This is a genomic window from Pseudomonas sp. G5001 (assembly GCF_013385475.1).
In the GTDB taxonomy this organism is placed as follows: Bacteria; Pseudomonadota; Gammaproteobacteria; order Pseudomonadales; family Pseudomonadaceae; genus Aquipseudomonas.
This window is the reverse complement of record NZ_JACAPZ010000006.1, coordinates 200,867-223,883: the sequence shown is the minus strand read 5'-3', so window position 1 is coordinate 223,883 and position 23,017 is coordinate 200,867. Positions and strand designations below refer to the sequence as shown.

The following is a 23,017-nucleotide window of genomic DNA, read 5'->3' as shown; positions in this document are numbered from 1 at the left end:
CAACACTCAAGCCGGCCGGGAGGCCGCTGTGCTCTTGCTTTTGATCTTGATCTTAGGCGCCCCGTTAAACCACGCTGGCCGAACGCAGGCTTTGGAGCGTGGGTAACCCGGCAGGACGCCGGGTTAGCCGCGCTGGGCCAAGGATGGCCCATCGCGGCGGCCCACGGTCCAAAGCCGGAGNNNGCGAGGTGCCGAGTGGTGGGGCAAGAGCGTTTTGCTTACTTTTGCGCTCTTCAAAAGTGAGCCGCTGTAAGAGCGGAACCATAAGCCGCCGTTACCTAAATAACGGATATGTCCCCCATCTAACCCACACCAATCATCCCCCAGCCTTATCGCGCACCATTCACCCCCAGCCGTATTTATTGTGACCCCAGGCCCCGTGCCTGACACTCAACCCATCCACCCCTAACCACCCCTGGAGTCCCCAATGAGTGAGCCTGTGCAGTTCCAAGACAAGGTCGTGATCGTCACCGGTGCCGGCGGCGGACTAGGCCGCGCCCACGCACTCCTGTTCGCCAGACACGGCGCCAAAGTGCTGGTCAACGATCTTGGCGGCTCAACCCAGGGCGAAGGCGCCAACGCCTCGGCGGCCGACCGCGTCGTCGCCGAAATCCGCGAAGCCGGCGGCATCGCCGAGGCCAACCACGACTCCGTCACCGACGGTGACAAGATCGTCCAGAACGCCCTCGACGCCTTCGGCCGCATCGACGTCGTGGTCAACAACGCCGGGATCCTGCGGGACAAAACCTTCCACAAAATGGAAGACAGCGACTGGGACCTGGTCTACCGCGTGCACGTCGAAGGCGCCTACAAAGTCACCCGCGCCGCCTGGCCCCATCTGCGTGAACAAGCCTACGGCCGGGTGATCTTCACCGCCTCCACCTCCGGTATCTACGGCAACTTCGGCCAGTCCAACTACGGCATGGCCAAGCTCGGCCTGTACGGCCTGACCCGTACCCTGGCGCTGGAAGGCCGCAAGAACAACATCCTGGTCAACGCCATCGCCCCCACCGGCGGTACACGCATGACCGAAGGCCTGATCCCGCCGCAAGTCTTCGAACGCCTCAAGCCGGAATTGATCAGCCCGCTGGTGGTGTACCTGGGCAGCGAGGCGTGTCAGGAAACCTCCGGGCTGTTCGAGGTGGGCGGCGGCTGGATCGGCAAGACCCGCTGGGAGCGCAGCCTGGGGGTGGGGTTCGACCCTGAAGCCGGGTTCTCCCCGGATGATGTCGCCGCCCACTGGCAGCAAATCTGTGACTTCGACGGGGCCGCTCACCCCAAGGACAACATCGAGGCCTTGAAGGAGATGATGGCCAACCTGCAGAAGTACAGCCTGTGATCATTACGTGAAAAAGTTTTAATCAAGCGGGGCGCCATGGCGCCCCGCTTTATTTCAGGCATAAAAAAAGCCGCTGCAAAGGCAGCGGCTGAAGTAAGACGTTTGATCAAGGAGCAATAAATCAACGTCAGTGAACACCGGTAACAGATTGAAAATATTGATCAATCCATAAAAAACTGGCTGTTCCTCCAGGTTCTGGAAGCGGGCGGTTTGCCCTGAAAGCCAGGCAAGAATAGGCTTTTGTTACAAAATGAAAAATAGCGATTCGAGACAAGGACTGTTACCAAACCCGCAACAGTGGCAATAACACCTCATCCATCCTCCTGATAATCCTTCATCCATCTCGTCCATGGCCTCTCCAAGACCCCGGCCAGAGCGCCCTCTCATCCTTTCGAGCGACAACACGAATACCTCCTTGGTGCGCTTATCGCTCCTGATCGCGGGCAGTAGGGTGGGGCCTTCTGTCACACCACCGGGGAAGACGCATGACAAAAACAACAATGCGCGCCATCTTCAGGCCACAGGCGCTGGCCGCTGCGGTTGCTTTGGGTTGCTGTGCCCAGGCGCAGGCTGTTTCGTTCAACATCGGCGAGATCGAAGGGCAATTCGATTCCTCGCTGTCGGTCGGTGCCAGCTGGGGCATGCGCGATGCCGACAAGAAGCTGGTGGGCATTCCCAACGGCGGAACGGGCCAGGCTTCCACCGGCGATGATGGTCGCCTGAACTTCAAGAAGGGCGAGACCTTCTCCAAGATCTTCAAGGGCATCCACGACCTGGAACTCAAGTACGGCGACAGCGGCGTGTTCGTGCGCGGCAAGTACTGGTACGACTTTGAACTGCAGGACGAAGACCGCGAATTCAAGCAGATCAGCAATAACCACCGCGACGAAGGCGCACGCTCTTCCGGCTACGAATTACTCGACGCGTTTGTCTATCACAACTATTCCATCGGCGATTTGCCGGGCAACGTGCGCGTCGGTAAACAGGTGGTCAGTTGGGGGGAAAGTACGTTCATCGGCAACTCCATCAACAGCATCAACCCCATCGACGTTTCCGCGTTCCGCCGCCCTGGCGCCGAGATCAAGGAAGGCCTGATTCCGGTCAACATGGTGTTCGCCTCCCAAAGCCTCACCAACCAGTTGAGCGTGGAAGGTTTCTACCAGTTGAACTGGGAAAACACCGTGGTGGACAACTGCGGCACCTTCTTCGGTAACGACGTGGTGGCCCATGGCTGTAACGGCAACTACACCGTCGGCAGCCCGGCGATTGCGCCGTTGCAGCCGGTGGCGGCGGCGTTTGGCCAGGGCTTCCAGGTCACCAACGAAGGCGTTGTAGTGCAACGTGCAAAAGACCGCGAGGCGCGCGATGGCGGCCAGTTCGGCATGGCGTTGCGCTGGCTGGGAGATGACACCGAGTACGGCCTGTACTTCATGAACTATCACAGCCGCACGCCCACCGTCGGTACCATCACCGCCAACACCAACCTGGCAACCATTGGCGCTATTGCCAACGCGGCCAACGGGATCGCCCCGGGTTCCGGGGCCGGCCTGGCGCAAAGCACGATGCTCGGTCGCGGCCAGTATTACCTCGACTACCCGGAAAACATCCGCCTGTTCGGTGCCAGCTTCTCGACCACCTTGCCCACCGGCACCGCCTGGACCGGCGAAATCAGCTACCGCCCGAATGCTCCCGTACAACTCAACACCACCGACCTGACGCTGGCCCTGGTCAACCCGATTGCCGGCAACGCCGCTTCACCGATCAGCAGTTCCTTCGGTGCCGACAACGCCGGCTACCGCCGCAAGGAAATCACCCAGATCCAGAGCACCATGACCCAATTCTTCGACCAGGTACTGGGCGCCGAACGCCTGACCCTGGTGGGCGAGGCGGCCTTTGTGCACGTCGGCGGGCTGGAGGCGAAATCCAAGCTGCGTTATGGCCGTGACTCGGTCTACGGCCAGTACGGGTTCGGCGGCGACACCGATGGGTTTGTCACGGCCAACTCCTGGGGTTATCGCGCCCGGGCCATCCTCGATTACAACAACGTATTCGCCGGGGTCAACCTCAAGCCCAACGTGTCGTGGTCCCAGGACGTCAGCGGCTACGGCCCCAACGGCCTTTTCAACGAAGGCGCCAAGGCCATCAGCGTCGGCGTGGATGCGGACTACCGCAACACCTACACCGCGAGCCTGAGCTACACCGATTTTTTTGGCGGTGACTACAACACCCTCACCGACCGCGACTTCATCGCCCTCAGCTTTGGCGTGAACTTCTGATTTGGCTTAAGTAAGGACAAGAGACTATGCGCAAAATGATTCTGCAATGCGGGGTGTTGGCCCTGAGCCTGTTGGCCGCCAACGTGATGGCCGCAGTGTCGCCGGAAGAAGCGGCCAAGCTCGGCACTACCCTGACCCCGGTGGGCGCCGAGAAGGCCGGTAACGCCGATGGTTCGATCCCGGCATGGACCGGTGGTATCCCGAAAAACGCCGGGGCGGTGGACAGCAAGGGTTTCCTCGCTGACCCGTTCGCCAATGAAAAGCCGCTGTTCGTGATCACCGCCGCCACGGTCGACAAATACAAGGACAAACTCTCCGAAGGCCAGGTGGCGATGTTCAAGCGCTACCCGCAAACCTACAAGATTCCGGTGTACCCGACCCACCGCACGGTCAACCTGCCGCCGGAGATCTACGAGTCGATCAAGCGCAGCGCGCTCAACGTACACGCGATCAACGACGGCAACGGCCTGGAAAATTTCACCGGCAACCGCTACTACGCCTTCCCGATTCCGAAAAATGGCGTGGAAGTGCTGTGGAACCACATCACCCGTTACCACGGCGGCAACCTGCGCCGCATCATCACCCAGGCCACGCCGCAGACCAACGGCAGCTACACGCCGATCCGTTTCGAGGAAGAAGTGGCCGTGCCGCAACTGATCCCGGACATGGACCCGGTCAAGGGCGCCAACGTACTGACCTTCTTCAAACAATCGGTGACCGCCCCGGCGCGTCTGGCCGGCAACGTACTGTTGGTGCATGAGACGCTCGACCAAGTGAAGGAACCGCGCCTGGCCTGGGTCTACAACGCCGGCCAGCGCCGGGTACGCCGTGCGCCGCAAGTGGCCTACGACGGGCCGGGCACTGCGGCCGACGGCCTGCGCACCTCGGATAACTTCGACATGTTCTCCGGCGCTCCCGACCGCTACGACTGGAAGCTGGTGGGCAAGAAGGAGATGTACATTCCCTACAACAGCTACAAGCTCGATTCGCCGACCCTCAAGTACGACGACATCATCAAGGCCGGCCACATCAACCAGGACCTGACCCGCTACGAGCTGCACCGGGTCTGGGAAGTGATCGGCACGGTCAAGCCGAGCGAGCGGCACATCTACGCCAAGCGCCACATGTACATCGACGAAGACAGCTGGCAGGTGGCGCTGGTGGACCACTACGACGGCCGCGGCCAGCTGTGGCGTGTTGCTGAAGGTCACGCGCAGTTCTACTACGACCATCAGGTGCCGGCCTACACCGTCGAAACCCTGTACGACATCATCGCCGGGCGCTACATCGCCCTGGGCATGAAGAACGAAGAGAAGAGCAGCTTTGTGTTCGGCTTTGCGGCCAAGGCGGCCGACTACACGCCGGCAGCATTGCGCTCGGAAGGCGTGCGCTAAAACCTGATTGAAGTGCGATGAAACTGTGGGAGCGGGCTTGCTCGCGAAGGCGGTCTGTCAGTTAAAGCATCAGTGACTGATACACCGCCTTCGCGAGCAAGCCCGCTCCCACATTTACGGTGTTCCACCTTTAGAACGAGTGCCGGGCTGCCTTTTGGCTCCCGGCTTTTTTATGCCCGCCAATCAGCCTGCTGAATACTCCTCAACAACCGCCAGCCACAGGACTAGGGTAGGGCGCACGCCGCCTAATAATAAAAAACAGGGACGCAGTAATGACCGCCATGACCCGTTGTCTGGATCGTCCTGGATTCATGCCACGCTTGTCTCCCCATCATCTGTTGCGCCCGCGCCTGGCCGTGCCGCTGCTCAACGCCACCGCGCGGGTGAAGTTGCTCTGCGCCCCGGCCGGCAGTGGCAAGAGTGCATTGCTCGCCGAGTGCGCGTTGCAGGCGCCTTCGCAGTGCCAGGTGTACTGGTTGCCGCTGAATGGCGTGGCCTCGGATTTGTGTCAGCGCCTGGCGCAAAGCCTTGGCCTCGACTTTGTTGATGAGCCCACGTTGCTGCTGGCCCTGAACCGCTGGCAAGCGCCGGGCTGGTTGTTTCTCGATGACTTCTGCCGCGTGCCGGCGCCTGAACTGGATGGGTTGCTTGACCGCATTCTGGCGGCCAGCAGCCCGGCCTTGACCTGGTGGATCGGCGCGCGGCGGCGGCCGGCCTGCAACTGGCCCCGGCTGTTGCTTGATGATGAACTGTGGGAATGCAGCGCTGCCGAGTTGGCGTTTGACCCCAGCGAAATCCAGCACTTGGCCGGGCCCAGCGCCGACAAGGTATTGCAGTTCAGCGCCGGCTGGTGCGCCGGAGTGCGTATCGGATTGCTTGAAGGCGACGGGCACCCGGACAAAACCTTGCTCGACTACCTGCAACACGAGTTGTTCACGGGCCTGGCGCCGGAATTGGCTGAGGCCTGGCGCGTGCTCGCGCACCTGCCACGCTTCAACCCGAGCTTGTGTGACCACCTGTTCGGCTTTGGTGACGGTGGCGACTACCTGCGAGACTTGCAGACGCTGGGCGCCTTTATCGAGCCCTGGGAGGAGTCCACCGACTGGCTGCAAGTCTTCCCGCCACTGGCCCAACTGATGCGCGCCGAACCCTGGCCAGCCAGGCGCTCCTGGCACCGGCGCGCGTGCCAATGGTTTACCGCCGCCGAGGACTGGCAAGCAGCGTTTGAGCAAGCGTTGCAGGCCGAAGAGTACGAAGTGGCCGTGAGCCTGTTGCAGCACTTCAGTTTTGAAGACCTGTTCCGCCAGCAAAATGCGGTGCTGTTGTTGCGCCTGCATGAGCAGCATGGTGATGAATTGATGCTGGGCTCGGCGCAACTGGTGGGCTTGGTAACGGCGGCGTTGCTGTTTGCCGGGCGTTTCGACCAGGCGGCGTTGTGCATTGACCAACTGGCGCGTTTCACTCCGCAACCGACCGCGCACCTGCAGCGTTATCTGCTGGCCCGCTGGCAGGCGCAATGGGGCTGGCTGTTGCATCTGGGCGGCGAAGCCGCACGGGCCCGGGAACATTTTCTCGAAGCTCTGCAAGACTTGCCCGAGAGCGCCTGGACGTCGCGCCTGATGTGCCTGTCGGGCCTGACCCAGCAAGCCTTGCTGCGTGGCGAGCTGGACGTGGCCCAGGCGCTGAACCGCGAGGCGTTGTGCCTGGCGCGCTCCCACGGCTCACTGCTGTTGGAGGCATTGTTGGAGCTCGATCATGCGCAGTTGCTGGAGCAGCGCGGCGCGCCGTATCGGGCCCAGAGCCTGCTGGAAAATGTGCAGCGCATGCTGGTGCAACAGCGGCTTAAAGCCGGGCCGTTGATGGGGCGGATTTGCTTGCGACGTGGGCACCTGGCGCTGCGCCAGGGCCACGACGCCGTGGCCGCCGAATGCTTCGAATCCGGCCTGGGCATGTGCCTGCACAGCCAGGACAAACGCGTGCTCTACGGCTACCTGGGACTGGCGCTATTGGCCGCCAACAAGGGCGATTACGCCCAGGCGTTTATCCAGTTGCGCGACGCTGAACGCCTGATGCAGCAACGCCAGGTGCCCGACACCGTCTATCGCGCCGTATTGCTGTTGCTCAGCGGGCATTTCTGGCTGCAACAGGGCCGTGCCGAACTGACCCTGGAGGCGGTGACCCGGGTGCTGCGGCACTACCGTGGCCCCAAGGCGAAACAAGCACCGCCGGCCACCCTGGAGTTGATCCCCAGGCTTGAATATTTGCAGGTGCTGGCCGATGTGAAATTGCATCGCGCCGAAGAGCCTGTCGCCCGCCTGAGTGCGTTACTGGAGGCCGCCCGTCAGCGGGGCATGCTGTGCCTGGAAGCGGAGTTGCACTTGGTGCTGGGGGAAGTGGCCTGGCAAGTCGGCGATCGCCCGTTGGCCGTGCGCTCGCTGGAAGCCGGATTGGAACTGGCGGGGCGTTGCCAGGTACAGCAGGCGATTCGCGAGCTGCGCCTCAGGCAACCGGGGTTGTTGAGTGCATTGGGGCTGGAACCGCAGGAATGCCCGGCGGCGGCGGGGGAAAATCCCCTGAGCCAGCGCGAGCTTGAGGTGCTGCAACTGATTGCCCAGGGCAATTCCAATCTGGAAATTGCCAGCCAATTGTTTATCTCGCTGCACACGGTAAAAACTCATGCGCGGAGGATTCACAGCAAGTTGGGGGTGGAGCGGCGCACCCAGGCAGTGGCCAAGGCCAAGACGCTGGGCTTGATGGCTTGAAGCCATGCACTATTCGTCAAACAATGACGATCAAATGTGGGAGCGGGCTTGCTCGCGAATGCGGTGTATCAGTCACTGATGCTTTAACTGACAGACTGCATTCGCGAGCAAGCCCGCTCCCACATTTTGTTCTGTTGGGTGCCTGATACTGAGCGTTACGGCTGATAACCCATGCGCCAACTCACCGCCTGGGTCGCCGCCAGCAAACGCTTCGCCGCCGGGCCGTCTTCATCGGCATGGAACAGCGACGTCGGCCCCACCACGGTCAACACCGCCGCCACTTGCCCGACCGCGTTGAACACCGGCGCCGACAACGCGTCCACACCCGGCATCAGCAAACCATGCACAAAGTGCAAGCCGCGCTGGCGGATCTGCTCACAGGTGGTCGCGTATTCCTGGTCATCCGCCAACGCATGGGCGACGCCCGCCTGAATCTCCCGCTCGCGCAACTCCACGGTTTCCCGCGACGGCAGGAACGCACTGAACACCAGCCCGGTGGACGAACTGAGCAACGGCAACACCGAGCCCAATTGCGTGACCACCGTCACCGCGCGCACCGCCGGCTCGATATGCACCACGGTCGCGCCCTGGTTACCCCAGACGGCCAGGAAGCAGGTTTCATTCAACTCATCCCGCAGTTCCGCCAGGGGCAGGGCGGCGACTTTCAGCACGTCCATGCTGCCCAGCGCGGCCAGCCCCACGCGCAAGGCTTCGCGGCCCAGGCCGTAATGGTTGGTGGCGGTGTTCTGTTCGGCAAAACCCGAGGCAATCAGCGCCTGCAAATAGCGGTGGACCTTGCTCGCCGGCATTTGCACGTGCTCGGCCAGACGCGACAACGAGGTGGCCGGCGACAGTTCAGCCAGGGCCTTGAGGATGTCGGTGCCCACTTCAGCCGAGCGGACTTTCTGTTTACCGGTGTCGCGGGGGACGGGCGGCTTTTCCATGGAGGGCATGAATCCGAAAGACGAATGGGCGTCTTTATAGCTTGACGGTCAACAGGTATCAAATTACGTTATGCGTAACTGGATTACGATAAAAACAACTTCCGCTCAGAGGACGATCCATGACCCTCGAATACCTATCGGGTTTTGGCAATGAATTTGCCACTGAAGCCTTGCCCGGTGCATTGCCCGTCGGCCAGAACGCCCCGCAGAAAGCGCCCTACGGGCTGTACACCGAACTCTTTTCCGGCACCGCCTTCACCATGGCCCGCAGCGAAGCCCGGCGCACCTGGTTGTACCGCATCCAGCCGTCGGCCAATCACCCGGCGTTCGTCAAGCTGGAACGGCAATTGGCCGGTGGACCGCTGGGCGCTGTGACGCCCAACCGCCTGCGCTGGAACCCGCTGGATATTCCGGGTGAGCCGACAGATTTCGTCGATGGCCTTGTAGGCATGGTCGCCAATTCCGGATCGGAAAAACCCTCGGGCATCAGCATCTACAACTACCGCGCCAACCGTTCGATGGACCGCGTGTTCTTCAACGCGGACGGCGAACTGTTGATCGTTCCCGAGCAGGGCCGCCTGCGCATTGCGACCGAACTGGGTGTGCTGGAAGTCGAGCCACTGGAAATCGTCGTGCTGCCCCGCGGCCTGAAATTCCGCGTCGAACTGCTGGATGCCCAGGCCCGCGGTTACGTCGCCGAGAACCATGGCGCGCCACTGCGCCTGCCGGACCTTGGTCCTATCGGCAGCAACGGCCTGGCCAACCCACGGGATTTCCTCACGCCCGTCGCCCATTACGAAGACCTCAAGCAACCGACCACGCTGGTGCAGAAATTCCTCGGCGAACTGTGGGGCTGCCAGCTCGACCATTCGCCGCTGAACGTGGTGGCGTGGCACGGCAACAACGTGCCGTACAAATACGACCTGCGTCGTTTCAACACCATCGGCACCGTGAGCTTCGATCACCCGGACCCATCGATCTTCACCGTATTGACCTCGCCCACCAGCGTGCACGGCCTGGCCAACCTCGATTTCGTGATCTTCCCGCCCCGCTGGATGGTCGCCGAAAACACCTTCCGGCCACCGTGGTTCCACCGCAACCTGATGAACGAATACATGGGCCTGATCCAGGGTGCCTACGACGCCAAGGCCGAAGGCTTCGTGCCCGGCGGCGCGTCGTTGCACAGCTGCATGAGCGCCCACGGCCCGGATGGCGAGACTTGCACCAAAGCCATCAACGCGACGCTTGAGCCCCACAAGATTGATAACACCATGGCGTTCATGTTCGAGACCAGCCAAGTGCTGCGTCCTACACAGTTCGCGCTGGAATGCCCGCAACTGCAACCTTCCTACGACGCTTGCTGGGCCTCGCTCCCTGCAACCTTCAACCCGAATCGGAGATAACCCATGACTCAGCTTAATCTCACCCGCAGTTGGGTGGTTTCCGCCAACGGTCACCGGGATTTCCCGCTGCAAAACCTGCCGTTGGGGGTGTTCAGCCTTAATGGCTCGGCACCGCGCAGTGGCGTGGCGATTGGCGAGCAGATTCTTGATCTGCACGCCGCGTTGGAATGCTTTGAAGGCGAAGCCCGCCGGGCCGTTGAAGCCACCGCTGGCGGCCAACTGAACGCATTTTTCGAACTCGGCCGTGGCCCGCGCGTGGCCCTGCGTGAACGCCTGCTGGAACTGTTGGCCGAAGGCAGCGAACAGCAAGGCAAACTGCAAGCTGCGCTGCGCCCGGCTGCCGATTGCCAGATGCACCTGCCGGCCAAAATCAATGATTACACCGACTTCTACGTCGGCATCGAGCACGCACAAAACGTCGGCAAACTGTTCCGTCCCGATAACCCGCTGCTGCCCAACTACAAATATGTGCCGATCGGTTATCACGGCCGTGCGTCGACCATTCGCCCATCGGGCACCGACGTGCGCCGCCCTAAAGGCCAGACGCTGCCAGCCGGTCAAACCGAGCCGACCTTCGGCCCCTGCGCCCGCCTGGACTACGAGCTGGAGCTGGGCATCTGGATCGGCCAGGGCAATGCCATGGGCGACTCGATTGCCATCGGCGACGCGGCTGATCACATCGCCGGTTTCTGCCTGCTCAACGACTGGTCGGCGCGGGATATCCAGGCCTGGGAATACCAGCCGCTGGGCCCGTTCCTGTCGAAGAGTTTCATCACCAGCATTTCGCCATGGGTGGTGACGGCTGAAGCCCTGGAACCGTTCCGCAAGGCACAACCGGCGCGCCCTGAAGGCGACCCACAACCGCTGCCATACCTGCTGGACAAGCGCGACCAGGCGGCCGGTGGTTTTGATATCGAACTGGAAGTGCTGCTGACCACCGCCTCGATGCGTGAGCAGAACCTGCCGGCCCATCGCTTGACCCTGAGCAATACCCAACACATGTACTGGACCGTCGCGCAGATGGTTGCGCACCACAGCGTCAACGGCTGCCAGTTGCAGGCGGGTGACCTGTTCGGTTCGGGCACCTTGTCGGGGCCGGAAGCCGGGCAATTCGGCAGCCTGCTGGAAATCACCGAGGGCGGTAAAAAGCCGATCGAACTGGCCTCCGGCGAAGTGCGTAAGTTCCTCGAAGACGGCGACGAAATCATCCTGCGTGCCCGCTGCACCCGCGACGGTTTTGCCTCCATCGGCTTCGGCGAATGCCGGGGTACCGTGGTCGCGGCGCGCTGAGAGGGCAGGGCCATGGAACTCTATACCTACTACCGCTCCACTTCGTCCTACCGGGTGCGGATCGCGCTGGCCCTCAAGGGCCTGGACTTCACCGCCGTGCCGGTCAACCTGCTGGTGCCCAAGGGCGGCGCCAACCATCAGCCGGAGTACCTGGCGATCAACCCGCAAGGTCGCGTGCCGGCCTTGCGCACCGATGAGGGTGATGTGTTGATTCAGTCGCCGGCGATCATCGAGTACCTGGAGGAACGTTATCCACAGGTGCCGTTGCTCTCCACGGATCTGGCAACCCGCGCCCATGAGCGCGCGGTGGCGTCGGTCATCGGTTGCGACATCCACCCGCTGCACAACTCCAGTACCCAGAATCTGCTCAAGCAATGGGGGCACGATGAAGCGCAGGTGCTGGAGTGGATCGGGCACTGGATCAGCCAGGGCCTGGTGGCGGTGGAGCAGTTGATCGGTGATCAGGGTTACTGCTTTGGCGAGCAGCCGGGGATGGCGGATACGTTCCTGATTCCACAGTTGTATGCGGCCGAGCGGTTCAAGGTGTCGCTGGCGGCATACCCGCGCATTCAGCGGGTGGCGGGGTTGGCGGCGCAGCATCCGGCGTTCATGGCGGCTCATCCCGCCAACCAACCGGATACCCCATAAATCTCCAGGCTCACACCGGCCAAATGTGGGAGCGGGCTTGCTCGCGAATACGGTGTATCAGTCAGCAGATGTATTGACTGGCATACCGCTTTCGCGAGCAAGCCCGCTCCCACATGTGATCTTCAGCGTGTCCAAAATATATAAAAACAATACAGGTCCCTTGCGATGCACAATCAGATTGCCAGCTTTCGTGCGGCACTCGACGCCCGTCCGGTGTCGCGCTATCAGTGGTTGATTCTCCTGTTGCTGGCACTGTTGCTGGTCACCGATGGCTACGACGCCCAGGTCCTGGGCTACGTAGTACCGGCGCTGGCCAAGGACTGGGGCCTGGAAAAAGCCGCGTTCGGCCCGGTGTTCAGCGCCAACCTGCTGGGGCTGACGCTGGGCTCCCTGGCCGTCACGCCGCTGGCGGATCGCTTCGGGGTGCGGCGCATCCTGCTGTGCTGTGTGTTGATCTACGCCAGCCTCACGGTGCTGATGGTGTTCGCCAACTCTCTCAATACCTTGATGGCCGCCCGCTTTATCTGCGGCATCGGCATGGGCGGTGCAATGCCCAGCGCCATGGCCCTCATGTCGGAATACTCACCACCCCGCCTGCGAACATTGATGGTGACGCTCGCCGCCTGTGGCTTTTCTTTCGGCGGTGCGGCCGGAGGTTTTGTCGCGGCCGGGTTTATCGACAGTTTCGGCTGGCAGGCGGTGTTCCTCGCCGGTGGTGTGACGCCATTGCTGTTGTTTCCGTTTCTTGCCTGGATGTTGCCCGAATCCCTGCCACGCCTGCTGCGTGATGCACCGCCGTATGCGCGCCTGCAAAAAGTCACTGCGCGGATGCTGCCAGGCTGGCTACCGCCGGCGGCGAGCGAGGAGCAAAACCGCCAGGAGCAAGGCAGCAAACTGACGGTGGTGGAGCTGTTCCGCCATGGCTACGCGCGCCCGACATTACTGCTGTGGGCGACGTTTTTTGTCAGCCTGATCCTGCTGTATTTCATGATCAGCTGGCTGCCTTCGCTGTTGCTGGAAAGCGGTTTGGGCCTGAACGAAGCCAATCTGGTGACCTCGATGTTCCTGTTCGCCGGGACCTTGGGCGCCATCGGCATGGCCTGGTTTGCCGACCGGCTCAAAAGCAAAGTGCGCCTACTGTCCGGCGTGCTGGCAGCGGCTGCGGTGTGCACCATCCTGCTGGGGCTGAATCACGACAATCCGCTCTATCTGGTGGCCTGCGTGTTTGCGGCGGGCTTCTGCATCATCGGCGGTCAACTGACCCTGAACGCGTTCGCCAGTAACTTCTACCCGGCTCACGTGCGGGCCACCGGTACAGGCTGGGCACTGGGTGTCGGGCGGTTCGGGTCGATCCTGGGGCCGCTGTTCGGCAGCCTTCTGCTGGCGATGCACATACCGGTGCAGCAGATTTTCTTCTTCTGCGCGATTCCGGCGGTGATAGCGGCGTTGTTGATTATCCAGGTGCGCTCGCCAGTCAATGCACCACAGAGTTCGGCGGCAAATGCCCCAGCCGTTCGGTCAGGCGTAGACGCTGGATCGGGTCTTCGCTGAGCATCAATGCGTGTTCCAGGTCAAAACGCTCGGCGTTCGGGCAATCCAGGCGCTGATACAAACTGGCCCGGGCCAGGTAATCGGCGGCGCTGGCATTGCCCAGCTCCAGCACGCGTTCGGCATCCACCAGAGCGGCCAGGTGGTCGTCGTTGGACAGGTGCAACTGGCGCAGATTACGCGACAGCCGTTGCAGGATCGATCGCGGCTCGGCGGTGTGCAGGTGGTCGGCCTGCAACTTGAGATTGGGCCCGTATTGGCGGGTCAGCAGGTCGCGGCAATCGTTGGGGTACAGGCGTCGGCCGCCGCAGGGGTCGAGCAGGTGATCGGCGCCCGGCACGCGCAACAGGAAGTGCCCCGGGAAGTTGACGCCGACCAAGGGGATGTCCAGGCGCCGCGCCAGCTCCAGGGCAATCAGCCCGAGAGCCAGCGGCTGCCCGCGTTTACGCTTCAACACCTTGTCCAGCAGCGCGGCGGCGGGGCGCAGCGGGGTGTGGTCATCCTGGGCGAACCCCAGGTCGTTCATGCGCCGCAGCAACGGTTGTCCGAGTTCATCCGCCGGCAGCATCGGCATGCTGAGGCTGACCAATTGCTGCAATACCTTGAAGTCCTGCAGGATGGCCAAGGGGTCCACCGCCGGGTCGTGCTCGGCCGCCATCCACAGCGCGGCTTCAAACAGCGCGGGCGGTGACCGTTCCAGGCAGGCAAAAAAGGCGTCGCGGGGCTTCATTGGGTTCTCCGGCGGATGTCTCGTTTTAGCCTTGCTGTGAACTTTCGTCCAGTGCCTTAAGACAGGTCCTACCTGTTTATGTCGCAAACCCTTTAAAACCGGTGGTCTTATTCCTGCGCGCTTCAGCAGGGTTTCGCTGGCAGTCCTATACTTGGCGCCTACCAGAAGTGATTCGGGAGCTTGACGATGTTTGCGCTCATGCACAGCACCCGCCTTGAATCGCTGCACCTGAGCGTTGACCCGGCCACCGGGTTGAAGGCGGTCATTGCCATCCACAACAGCCGCCTGGGTCCCGCCCTTGGAGGCTGCCGCTACCTCTCTTACCCCGACGATGAAAGTGCCGTGGCGGATGCCGCGCGCCTGGCCCAGGGCATGAGCTACAAGGCCGCGCTGGCCGGTTTGCCGGTGGGTGGCGGCAATGCGGTGATCATCCGCCCCGCCCATGTGGAAAGCCGCGCGGCATTGTTTGAAGCCTTCGGCCGCTGCATCGAGCAGTTGGATGGCCGCTACATCACCGCCATCGACAGCGGCACCTCGGTGGCCGACATGGATTGCATCGCCCAGCAGACCCGCTATGTCACCAGCACCACGGCGGCCGGCGATCCCTCGCCCCACGCGGCGATGGGCGTGTTCGCCGGCATCCGCACCACCGCGATGGCTCGCTTGGGCAGCGATAACCTGGAAGGTCTGCGCGTGGCGATCCAGGGCCTGGGCAACGTCGGTTATGCCCTCGCCGAGCAGCTGCACGCCGCCGGGGCTGAATTGCTGGTGAGCGACATCGACCACGGCAAGGTGCAACTGGCCATGGAACAACTGGGTGCGCACCCGATTGCCAACGAAGCCTTGCTCAGCACCCCATGCGATATCCTTGCGCCCTGTGGTGTGGGCGCGGTGTTCAACCGCTACACGGTCGCGCAGTTGCGATGCGCAGCGGTGGCCGGCTCCGCCAGTGCGCAACTGACCAACCTGCAAGTGGCCGATCAGTTGGAAGGCCGTGGGATTCTTTACGCGCCGGACTACGTGATCAACTCCGGTGGGCTGATCTACGTGGCCCTCAAGCACGGCGGCGCGGAGCTGGAAACCATCACCGCGCACCTGTCGAACATCGGCACACGCCTGACCGAAATCTTCGCCCATGCCCAGGCTGAAAAGCGCTCACCCGCGCGGGTAGCGGATGAGCTGGCGGAGCGCTTGCTGTACCGCTGAGGCGGGTCAAAGCTGATATTTCTCCCGGGCCAGTTGGCCCACGCCCATACGATCAAGTATGTGCATCGGGCACAGAATCGTGACCCGCACGGTTCCCGGCAGGCGGCTGATTTCAATCGAGCCGTTGATGGTCGCGCGGTTGCGCACTTCGTCGAGCGGCAGCCCGGTCACGGCGGCGGCGCGTTCCAGTCCATTGTCTGTCGCGACGTTGAGATTGGTCCCACTGCCGATGAAGGTGATGGGCGCGTTCTCCTCGATCTCCACCTGGCCCCAGCGCTCCCCCAGTGCCTTCACTCGCAGGCGTTGCTCCGCGGTCATCGGGCGCGCCATGGGCGGCAGGTCATCGAGGTTTTGCAGCAGGATCGGCCCGTCCAGGCTCAGGCCCTTGATCACCTGCACCGTCAGTTCGGTTTCCCCCGACACATCGGTGGCATGCCCGGCAATTTCGCCATTGCCCTGTTGAGCATGCATATCGCCCATGTACACCCCGGCGCCGGGGACCTTCACCGGGCAGATCAGGATGCAGCCTTCGCGCACGGAATTGGTGTCCATGTGGCCATCGGTTTTCGCGGCGTGCAGTTCATCATGGGTCATGCCGTAGCGATGGGGCGCGCCCACCAGGTACTGGCCGAAGTCGCCGCAGTTGTGGGAATCCGGCAGATCCCGTGAAGGCGTGGTGCCGATGTTGCCCAGGAATGGGCGCATATGCGCGGCCAGGCCCGGGATATCGGCGCGGGCCAGGGACAGGATCGAGTGCTGGGCAGACAGTTCGGGCAGCGCCGACAGGTCCGATGCCTTGCCGGCCAGGCGATCCGCCACGGCCTGGTTGACCGTCAGGCTCACCTGATGCTCGGCATCCAGAACGATCACGTAACCATTGCTGAAACGAAACGCACTGACCTCGGCGCCACAGGCATCGCAACGAATGGCGTCATCGCCAATGCCTTGGACGTGGCTGGCGGGATGCTCTTGCCCGCAGTTGGAGCAGAACTTCGCGACGAACGGGTCGCCATGGTAGCGACCTTCGACGAAACTCATGACTCCCGAGGACGTGGCCAGGGAGGTGACGCGCATGCGCTTGATCTTCAGCGCCACCGCGTCGCCGATTTCGGCGCCGGCGATGAACACGGGCTGGGTCACTTCATGGCCACCCTCAAAGGCCGGTGTGATCATCGGGCCCCAGCAACCGGGCGGGGTGCCGGTGATCAAGGTGCCACCGTCGGCCAGCGGGCCGAGCATTTTCTGGCTGGGGCCGAGCAGCCCATTGGTGTAGGAGGTGACGGTGAGACGGTCGACAGAAGGGAGGTTATTCATTTTATTTTCCGGGCCCTGGGTGATTGAATGTTGAACAGGCTTCATCACTTAAGCGCCGATGTGTATCTGTCGTGTGTCGCGCTGCCGCGATTGCCGGTACGTGTGTATCTCAGGGGCATCCATACACACTCTGATACACCCGCAGTGGCGGACACGTGCAAATACAGATATCTCTGTTATCGGCTTATTTTTTCAAACCCATCAGAACGAGGTTGGCATGTCCAAACAAACAGCAGGGCGCTCCAGCGGGCGCATGATTACCTTCAAACGCCCGGATGGCGCTGACGTCAACGGCTACCTGGCCAGCCCGGCGGTACTCGAAGGCGCGCCGGCGATCGTGGTGATCCAGGAATGGTGGGGCGTAAACGATCAGATCAAGGGCGTGGCCAATCGACTGGCCGAATGCGGTTACCGCGTGTTGGTGCCGGACCTTTATCGCGGCGCGTCGACCGTGGAAGAGGAAGAGGCTCACCACCTGATGGATGGGCTGGATTTTGGTGACGCGGTTTCCCAGGACATCAAGGGCGCTGTGCAGTACTTGCAGGCGGATTCGAAAAAAGTCGGTGTGACCGGTTACTGCATGGGCGGGGCGTTGACGTTGCTGGCGTTGAACGCGATTCCGGAAGTGGCTGCGGGCGTGGTGTGGTACGGCTTCCCGCCGCTGGAGTATCTGGATGCTTCGAAGATCAAGGCGCCGCTGATCGGGCATTGGGGCACGCAGGATGCCTTCTTCAATATCGACACCGTGGCGGAGCTGGAGGCAAAACTGCATGCTGCGGGTGTGGACGCGACTTTCCATCGCTACCTGGCGCGCCATGCGTTTGCCAACGAGACGGCGATTGGTGATGGTCGGATTGCAGACACGCAATACGATGCCGCCTGGTCGCAACTGGCGTGGGACCGCACGTTGACGTTCTTCGGCAAGACCTTGTGGCAGGCATGACACATGTGAAAGGCATCAACGCATAACCTGTGGCGAGGGAGCTTGCTCCCGCTGGGCTGCGCAGCAGACCCAAAAGCTTGGGAGCGCTGCGCACTCCAGCGGGAGCAAGCTCCCTAGCTACAAGCAAGCGCCCTCTGCCACAGCAAGCCCTTTCGCCACTACTGGCAATGCATCACTCAGCCGCTGGCTGCCCAATCTCCGCCAATGCACTCGCATTGTTCTTGAACGCCGCCGCAAACGCCGCGCGGTTCTTGGCCATGAAAATACCGGCATCTTCTGCCTGCTTCTCGCTCAAGCCTTCGACGTTTTTCAACAGCACTTCCATCAGGGACTCTGCCAGTTCAAGCATCTGGTCGTGTGCGTCGGCAAGTTTGCGATCCACGAATGTAGTCTCCAGGTCACGGGTACTGCGATACAGGGTTTCAACAGCCATTTTTCGGCCTCGTCATCGGTGCAGTATTGAAGGGAGTTGCCCTTGGTTCGAGTGTCGCCAAGCGTTCTTGCGACTACTGTATTTATATACAGCTAAAAGCATAAGCCAATCCATGGGCTTTGGGTAGTGGCTTTTTAATGTAGCTGGCAAATGCTGGTTTGCCCTATCGGAAACTTCTCACAGGTTGGTGGGGTTGCAGGAGCGTCATTCAGTGGCTTACCTTCTCCGGGCTTCGCTTATGCGGTACACGAGTTTGGCGGCTCGAATTTAAGGAGCAAACATCTTGTAAATCCAAGGAATGCACCATGGTAAAAATGACTGCCTGTTTTTCTGAGTCGCCTATAAAGCCGCCTACCGCGCTTTTCGCTGTGACCCCAAATACTGACACTGAAACATTACTCGCCAACGCCAGCGAAACCTTGAACAGTGCCCGTGAAATGGCCAGTAGCCTGGCTTTTGAGCTTGAAGGACCACAGCGAAGTTTGCTTCTGGCGATCCATCAACTGCTGGAAATGAGTGGTTTATTGGTCGATCAAGCGTTGGATCAAGTCGCCCCGACCTGACCTGAATCACCCGGTCACCTAGATCGTTCCCACGCTCTGCGTGGGAATGCATACCGTGACGCTCCGCGTCACCTCTACCCGAAACCCTGGGGCATGGGACGCGGAGCGTCCGGGGCGGCATTCCCACGCAGAGCGTGGGAACGATCATCAAGCAGCGAGATAAGTGCCTCATATCACCCCGCCACCATCTCACTCCCTGTTCCCTGGCCTTTTTTCTGCATGCAGAGAAACCGTCACGTCCAACCCGCATTATCCGGTCGAGCCGACCTAAGGAAGCATCATCGTGAAAATCAACTGGGCTGAAAACCTGCGCAAGACCGTGCACCAACTGGCCGAGTCCTTGGGAAATCTGTTCGTCGAGACCTTCCACTACCTGGCACTGTTCGCCATTGGTGCGGTGACCGCCTATGCCGCGGTGATGGAATTTCTGGGGATGCTGGAGACGGGGCACATCAAGATCGATGACATCTTGCTGCTGTTCATCTACCTGGAACTGGGGGCGATGGTCGGGATTTATTTCAAGACCAACCACATGCCGGTGCGTTTCCTGATCTACGTGGCGATCACGGCGCTGACCCGTCTGCTGATTTCCAACGTGTCCCACCACAACCCGCCCGACATCGGCATCATCTACCTGTGCGGTGGGATTCTGCTGCTGGCGTTCGCGATTCTGGTGGTGCGGTATGCGTCGTCGGCATTTCCGTCGGTGAAGGTCGAAGGCCCGCGCCGCAAGGGCGAAGCGAGCCTTGAAACAGAGAAGGGCGAGCTCTAGAACCCTGCGTTGAGCGGCGGCCTGTTGACCGGCGGCCGCTGCAGTACCTGGTGGCTGTCCCCATCGGTCATCACCGCCAATATCTCCATCGCGCTGTGCCCCTGCTCGATCGCAATCCCGAATTGCACACTCTGCACCAGCCGTTTCAGGCGCTGGGGGTCGTTGCGTTGTTCGGCGCTGATCATGCGTTTGGCCACGACGCCGTCTTCATCGGACAGGGTCAGCATGATGCTGCCGTCCAGCCGCTGGATGCTTAAATTGACCCGGTATTTCGGGGCGAAGGTGTCGGTGATGATCTGAAAAGGGTTGTCCATGGTGCGTTACCGCCTGATAAGAACATGCAGTCATTGACGACCGGTGTCGGGATTAGTTCGCGTTTCCTGACCACCGGCCATTCGCTCGCTGAGGTTTTCACAAGGTCCGTTTTCCTCAGTAGCTGTACAGCAAGGGGCGTGCCGTACAGCAATCTGCCTGCCATCAAATTTCCCCTGTGGGAGCGGGCTTGCTCGCGAATGCGGTGTGTCAGCCAATGATTGCTCAGCTGAACGACCGCTTTCGCGAGCAAGCCCGCTCCCACAGTGGGTGGGTGGTGTTTCTGAGTTCGGTGATCCGTTTCAGGGCATGACCGAAAAAACGATCGCAGACAGCGCAATCAAACCGATCAACACCACAAACACGTTGGACGCCTGGCCCGAGTACTGGCGCAGGGATGGCACTCGGCGGATGGCGTACATCGGCATCAGGAACAACAGGCAAGCGATGATCGGCCCGCCCATGGTTTCGATCATGCCGAGGATGCTCGGGTTGAAGGTGGCCACGGCCCAGCAGGTCAGCACCATGAACAGCGCGGTGCAGCGCTCCAGCCACTTGGCGGACATCGAACGGTTACGTCCGCGCAGGGATTTGACGATGAGGCCCTGGAAACCTTCGCTGGCGCCGATGTAGTGGCCCAGGAAGGATTTGGTGATCGCCACCAGCGCGATCAACGGTGCGGCGTAGGCGATGACCGGGGTCTGGAAGTGGTTCGCCAGGTACGACAGGATCGAGATGTTCTGCGCCTTGGCGGCGGCGAGGTCAGCCGGCGACAGGGCCAGCACGCAGCTGAAGCAGAAGAACATCACCGTCAGCACCATCATGCTGTGGGCCATGGCCAGGATGCCGCTGCTTTTGCGTTCGGCTTGCGGGCCGTACACGCGTTTCTGGTCGACGGCGAAGGCGGAGATGATCGGCGAGTGGTTGAAGGAAAACACCATCACCGGGATCGCCAGCCACAAGGTCTTGAAGAAGGCCGGCACGGGCATGCCTTCGCTGGCGGAGGCGAAGAATGCGCCGTTCCAGTTGGGGATCAGGCTCACCGCCAACAGCAGCAGGGCGGCGACGAAGGGGTACACCAGCACGCTCATGGCCTTGACGATCACGCCCTGGCCGCAGCGCACAATGGCCATCAGGCCGAGGATCAGCACCAGCGACAGGATTGCCCGGGGCGGTGCAGCCAGGTGCAGTTGGTGTTCCATAAAGCTGGTCAGGGTGTTGGTCAGCGCCACGCTGTACACCAGTAAAATCGGGAAGATCGCGAAGAAGTACAGCAGGGTGATCAGCTTGCCGGCGCCGATACCGAAGTGTTCTTCCACCACTTCGGTGATGTCGCCGGATTTGCCCGACAACACAAAGCGCGTCAGCCCACGGTGGGCGAAGAAGGTCATCGGAAAGGCCAGCAGCGCCAGCACGATCAACGGCCAGAAGCCGCCCACGCCAGCGTTGATCGGCAGGAACAAGGTGCCGGCACCGATGGCGGTGCCGTAGAGGCCGAGCATCCAGGTGGTGTCGTGTTTGTTCCAGCCTTGTGTAACGGTGGTCGGCGTCAGGTCTACAGCGGGATTTTCGGCAGCAGGTGTACGTACATCGGTCATCGTTATTGCCTCGTTATTATTTTTGCGCGGGCTCACGTTGGGGCGATCAGGGAATGCTCCTCAGCACTCCACCCAGCTAACGGCCAGGCCGCCCCGTGAAGTTTCTTTGTATTTGTCGTGCATGTCGGCGCCGGTGTCGCGCATGGTGCGGATCACCCGGTCCAGGGAGATGAAGTGTTTGCCGTCGCCGCGCAGGGCCATTTGCGTGGCGTTGATCGCCTTGACCGCGGCGATGGCGTTGCGCTCGATGCACGGCACCTGGACCAACCCGCCAACCGGGTCGCAGGTCAACCCCAGGTTATGTTCCAGGCCGATTTCGGCGGCGTTTTCCAGTTGCTCCGGGGATGCGCCGAGCACGTCTGCAAGGCCGGCAGCGGCCATGGCGCAGGCGGAACCGACTTCGCCCTGGCAGCCGACTTCGGCGCCGGAGATCGAGGCGTTTTTCTTGCAGAGGATGCCGACGGCGGCGGCAGCCAGGAAGAAATTCACCACGTCATCGTCGGACGCGTCCGGGTTGAACTTCATGTAGTAGTGCAGCACCGCCGGGATGATTCCCGCCGCGCCATTGGTCGGCGCGGTGACCATGCGCCCGCCGGCGGCGTTTTCTTCATTGACGGCTAGGGCGAACAGGTTGACCCATTCCATGGCCGACAAGGTCGAGGTGATGACGTTGGGTTTGCCGATTTCCAGCAGGCTGCGGTGCAATTTCGCCGCGCGCCGTGGCACATCCAGACCGCCGGGCAGGATGCCTTCGTGGCGCAGGCCTTGTTCGACGCATTCACGCATCACCGACCAGATATGCAGCAGGCCGCTGCGGATCTCGGCATCGCTGCGCCAGGCCCGCTCGTTGGCCATCATCAGCTCGGAAACCCGCAGGCCGTGCTTGTTGCACAAGGCCAGCAGTTCGACGGCGCTCGAAAAGTCGTAAGGCAATTGCACTTCGCTGGTCGGCGCGATGCCTGATTCGGCTTCTGCCGCTTCGATGATGAAACCGCCGCCCACCGAGTAGTACGTATGCTCGCTCAACGGGCCGTTTTCGCCGTAGGCATGCAGGGACATGGCGTTGGGGTGGTAGGGCAGGCTTTCGTCCAGCAGCAGGAGGTCGTGTTGCCAGTTGAAGGCAATCGACGTGCGGCCGCCGAGCAGCAATTGGCCGGACTCGCGCAGTTGCTGGATGCGTGGGCCGATGCTGGTGGGGTCGATGCTGTCTGGCCATTCGCCCATCAGGCCCATCACACAGGCGCGGTCGGTGGCGTGGCCGACACCGGTGGCGGACAGCGAGCCGTACAAACGCACCTCTACGCGACGGGTTTCGTCGAGCAATTGCTGGTCGATAAGCGCTTGGACGAAGGTCGCCGCGGCCCGCATCGGGCCGACGGTATGGGAGCTGGAAGGACCAATGCCCACTTTGAATAGATCGAAAACACTGATAGCCATGCTAAACCCTTACAAGCAATGGAGTAGGAATCGCTGCCATGTTTTGTAGGACAAGCGGAATTGGCGCGATACTGAGCCTCTGGATCGGCACTGACCAACGAATTA

General features: G+C 61.6%; 19 protein-coding genes. 12 read left to right on the top strand and 7 right to left on the bottom strand.

Annotated elements, in window-relative coordinates:
* The first annotated feature begins 427 nt into the window (after positions 1-427).
* From HX805_RS05965 to HX805_RS05950, 4 genes are all read left to right on the top strand, one after another.
* A complete protein-coding gene (locus tag HX805_RS05965) occupies positions 428-1,339 on the top strand; it encodes an SDR family oxidoreductase (protein WP_008438591.1) in 912 nt (303 codons plus the stop codon).
* A 485-nt stretch (positions 1,340-1,824) separates the two neighbouring features.
* The gene (locus HX805_RS05960) at positions 1,825-3,615 is read left to right on the top strand and encodes a DUF1302 domain-containing protein (RefSeq protein WP_177020369.1); all 1,791 of its coding nucleotides are present in this window, start codon (positions 1,825-1,827) and stop codon (positions 3,613-3,615) included.
* Between the two features lie 26 nt (positions 3,616-3,641).
* Positions 3,642-5,009 (top strand): DUF1329 domain-containing protein, encoded by a 1,368-nt coding sequence (locus HX805_RS05955; protein WP_003212808.1) that lies wholly within the window; start codon positions 3,642-3,644, stop codon positions 5,007-5,009.
* Between the two features lie 272 nt (positions 5,010-5,281).
* Complete coding sequence (locus HX805_RS05950) at positions 5,282-7,771, top strand: LuxR C-terminal-related transcriptional regulator (protein WP_177116692.1); 2,490 nt, start codon at positions 5,282-5,284, stop codon at positions 7,769-7,771.
* Positions 7,772-7,926: 155 nt separating this feature from the next.
* Here the strand turns inward: HX805_RS05950 and HX805_RS05945 are convergent, their stop codons facing one another.
* Positions 7,927-8,715, bottom strand: a complete 789-nt coding sequence (locus HX805_RS05945) for an IclR family transcriptional regulator (protein ID WP_102605170.1) — start codon at positions 8,713-8,715, stop codon at positions 7,927-7,929.
* A 119-nt stretch (positions 8,716-8,834) separates the two neighbouring features.
* Between HX805_RS05945 and hmgA the strand changes: the two genes are divergently transcribed.
* From hmgA to HX805_RS05925, 4 genes are all read left to right on the top strand, one after another.
* Positions 8,835-10,118, top strand: a complete 1,284-nt coding sequence (gene hmgA, locus HX805_RS05940) for a homogentisate 1,2-dioxygenase (protein ID WP_177081162.1) — start codon at positions 8,835-8,837, stop codon at positions 10,116-10,118.
* A gap of 3 nt (positions 10,119-10,121) precedes the next feature.
* Positions 10,122-11,408 (top strand): fumarylacetoacetase, encoded by a 1,287-nt coding sequence (fahA, locus tag HX805_RS05935; RefSeq protein ID WP_177081161.1) that lies wholly within the window; start codon positions 10,122-10,124, stop codon positions 11,406-11,408.
* A 12-nt stretch (positions 11,409-11,420) separates the two neighbouring features.
* Positions 11,421-12,056, top strand: coding sequence for a maleylacetoacetate isomerase (gene maiA, locus HX805_RS05930; protein ID WP_177081159.1), 636 nt, complete (start codon positions 11,421-11,423; stop codon positions 12,054-12,056).
* A gap of 165 nt (positions 12,057-12,221) precedes the next feature.
* A complete protein-coding gene (locus HX805_RS05925; protein ID WP_177116691.1) occupies positions 12,222-13,607 on the top strand; it encodes an aromatic acid/H+ symport family MFS transporter in 1,386 nt (461 codons plus the stop codon).
* Here HX805_RS05925 and HX805_RS05920 read toward each other — a convergent pair.
* On the bottom strand, positions 13,531-14,334 hold the full coding sequence (locus HX805_RS05920) for a SirB1 family protein (protein WP_003212796.1): 804 nt from the start codon (positions 14,332-14,334) through the stop codon (positions 13,531-13,533). The genes HX805_RS05925 and HX805_RS05920 overlap by 77 nt on opposite strands.
* 186 nt (positions 14,335-14,520) lie before the next feature.
* Between HX805_RS05920 and HX805_RS05915 the strand changes: the two genes are divergently transcribed.
* Entirely contained in the window at positions 14,521-15,540 is a 1,020-nt protein-coding gene (locus HX805_RS05915) for a Glu/Leu/Phe/Val dehydrogenase dimerization domain-containing protein (protein ID WP_010176963.1), read from the top strand.
* Between the two features lie 6 nt (positions 15,541-15,546).
* On the opposite strand, the gene HX805_RS05910 is transcribed toward HX805_RS05915, so the two are convergent.
* Complete coding sequence (locus tag HX805_RS05910) at positions 15,547-16,854, bottom strand: acetamidase/formamidase family protein (RefSeq protein WP_177116690.1); 1,308 nt, start codon at positions 16,852-16,854, stop codon at positions 15,547-15,549.
* Between the two features lie 217 nt (positions 16,855-17,071).
* Between HX805_RS05910 and HX805_RS05905 the strand changes: the two genes are divergently transcribed.
* The gene (locus tag HX805_RS05905) at positions 17,072-17,797 is read left to right on the top strand and encodes a dienelactone hydrolase family protein (protein ID WP_023659147.1); all 726 of its coding nucleotides are present in this window, start codon (positions 17,072-17,074) and stop codon (positions 17,795-17,797) included.
* A gap of 172 nt (positions 17,798-17,969) precedes the next feature.
* Here HX805_RS05905 and HX805_RS05900 read toward each other — a convergent pair whose 3' ends face one another.
* Positions 17,970-18,230 carry a YebG family protein gene (locus HX805_RS05900; RefSeq protein ID WP_003212789.1) on the bottom strand — a complete coding sequence of 87 codons (261 nt, stop codon included), beginning with the start codon at positions 18,228-18,230 and terminating at the stop codon, positions 17,970-17,972.
* A gap of 305 nt (positions 18,231-18,535) precedes the next feature.
* Here HX805_RS05900 and HX805_RS05895 point away from each other — a divergent pair, with 305 nt between their 5' ends.
* Positions 18,536-18,793 carry a DUF6124 family protein gene (locus HX805_RS05895; protein WP_008438570.1) on the top strand — a complete coding sequence of 86 codons (258 nt, stop codon included), beginning with the start codon at positions 18,536-18,538 and terminating at the stop codon, positions 18,791-18,793.
* A 283-nt stretch (positions 18,794-19,076) separates the two neighbouring features.
* Positions 19,077-19,565, top strand: a complete 489-nt coding sequence (locus HX805_RS05890) for a phosphate-starvation-inducible protein PsiE (protein WP_003212783.1) — start codon at positions 19,077-19,079, stop codon at positions 19,563-19,565.
* Here HX805_RS05890 and HX805_RS05885 read toward each other — a convergent pair.
* From HX805_RS05885 to HX805_RS05875, 3 genes are all read right to left on the bottom strand, one after another.
* Positions 19,562-19,879 carry a DUF3509 domain-containing protein gene (locus HX805_RS05885; protein ID WP_177116689.1) on the bottom strand — a complete coding sequence of 106 codons (318 nt, stop codon included), beginning with the start codon at positions 19,877-19,879 and terminating at the stop codon, positions 19,562-19,564. The two genes, HX805_RS05890 and HX805_RS05885, sit on opposite strands and share 4 nt — an antisense overlap.
* Before the next feature lie 300 nt (positions 19,880-20,179).
* Positions 20,180-21,475 carry a serine/threonine transporter gene (locus HX805_RS05880; protein WP_102605175.1) on the bottom strand — a complete coding sequence of 432 codons (1,296 nt, stop codon included), beginning with the start codon at positions 21,473-21,475 and terminating at the stop codon, positions 20,180-20,182.
* Between the two features lie 60 nt (positions 21,476-21,535).
* Entirely contained in the window at positions 21,536-22,912 is a 1,377-nt protein-coding gene (locus HX805_RS05875) for an L-serine ammonia-lyase (RefSeq protein WP_177116688.1), read from the bottom strand.
* Positions 22,913-23,017 lie beyond the last annotated feature (105 nt).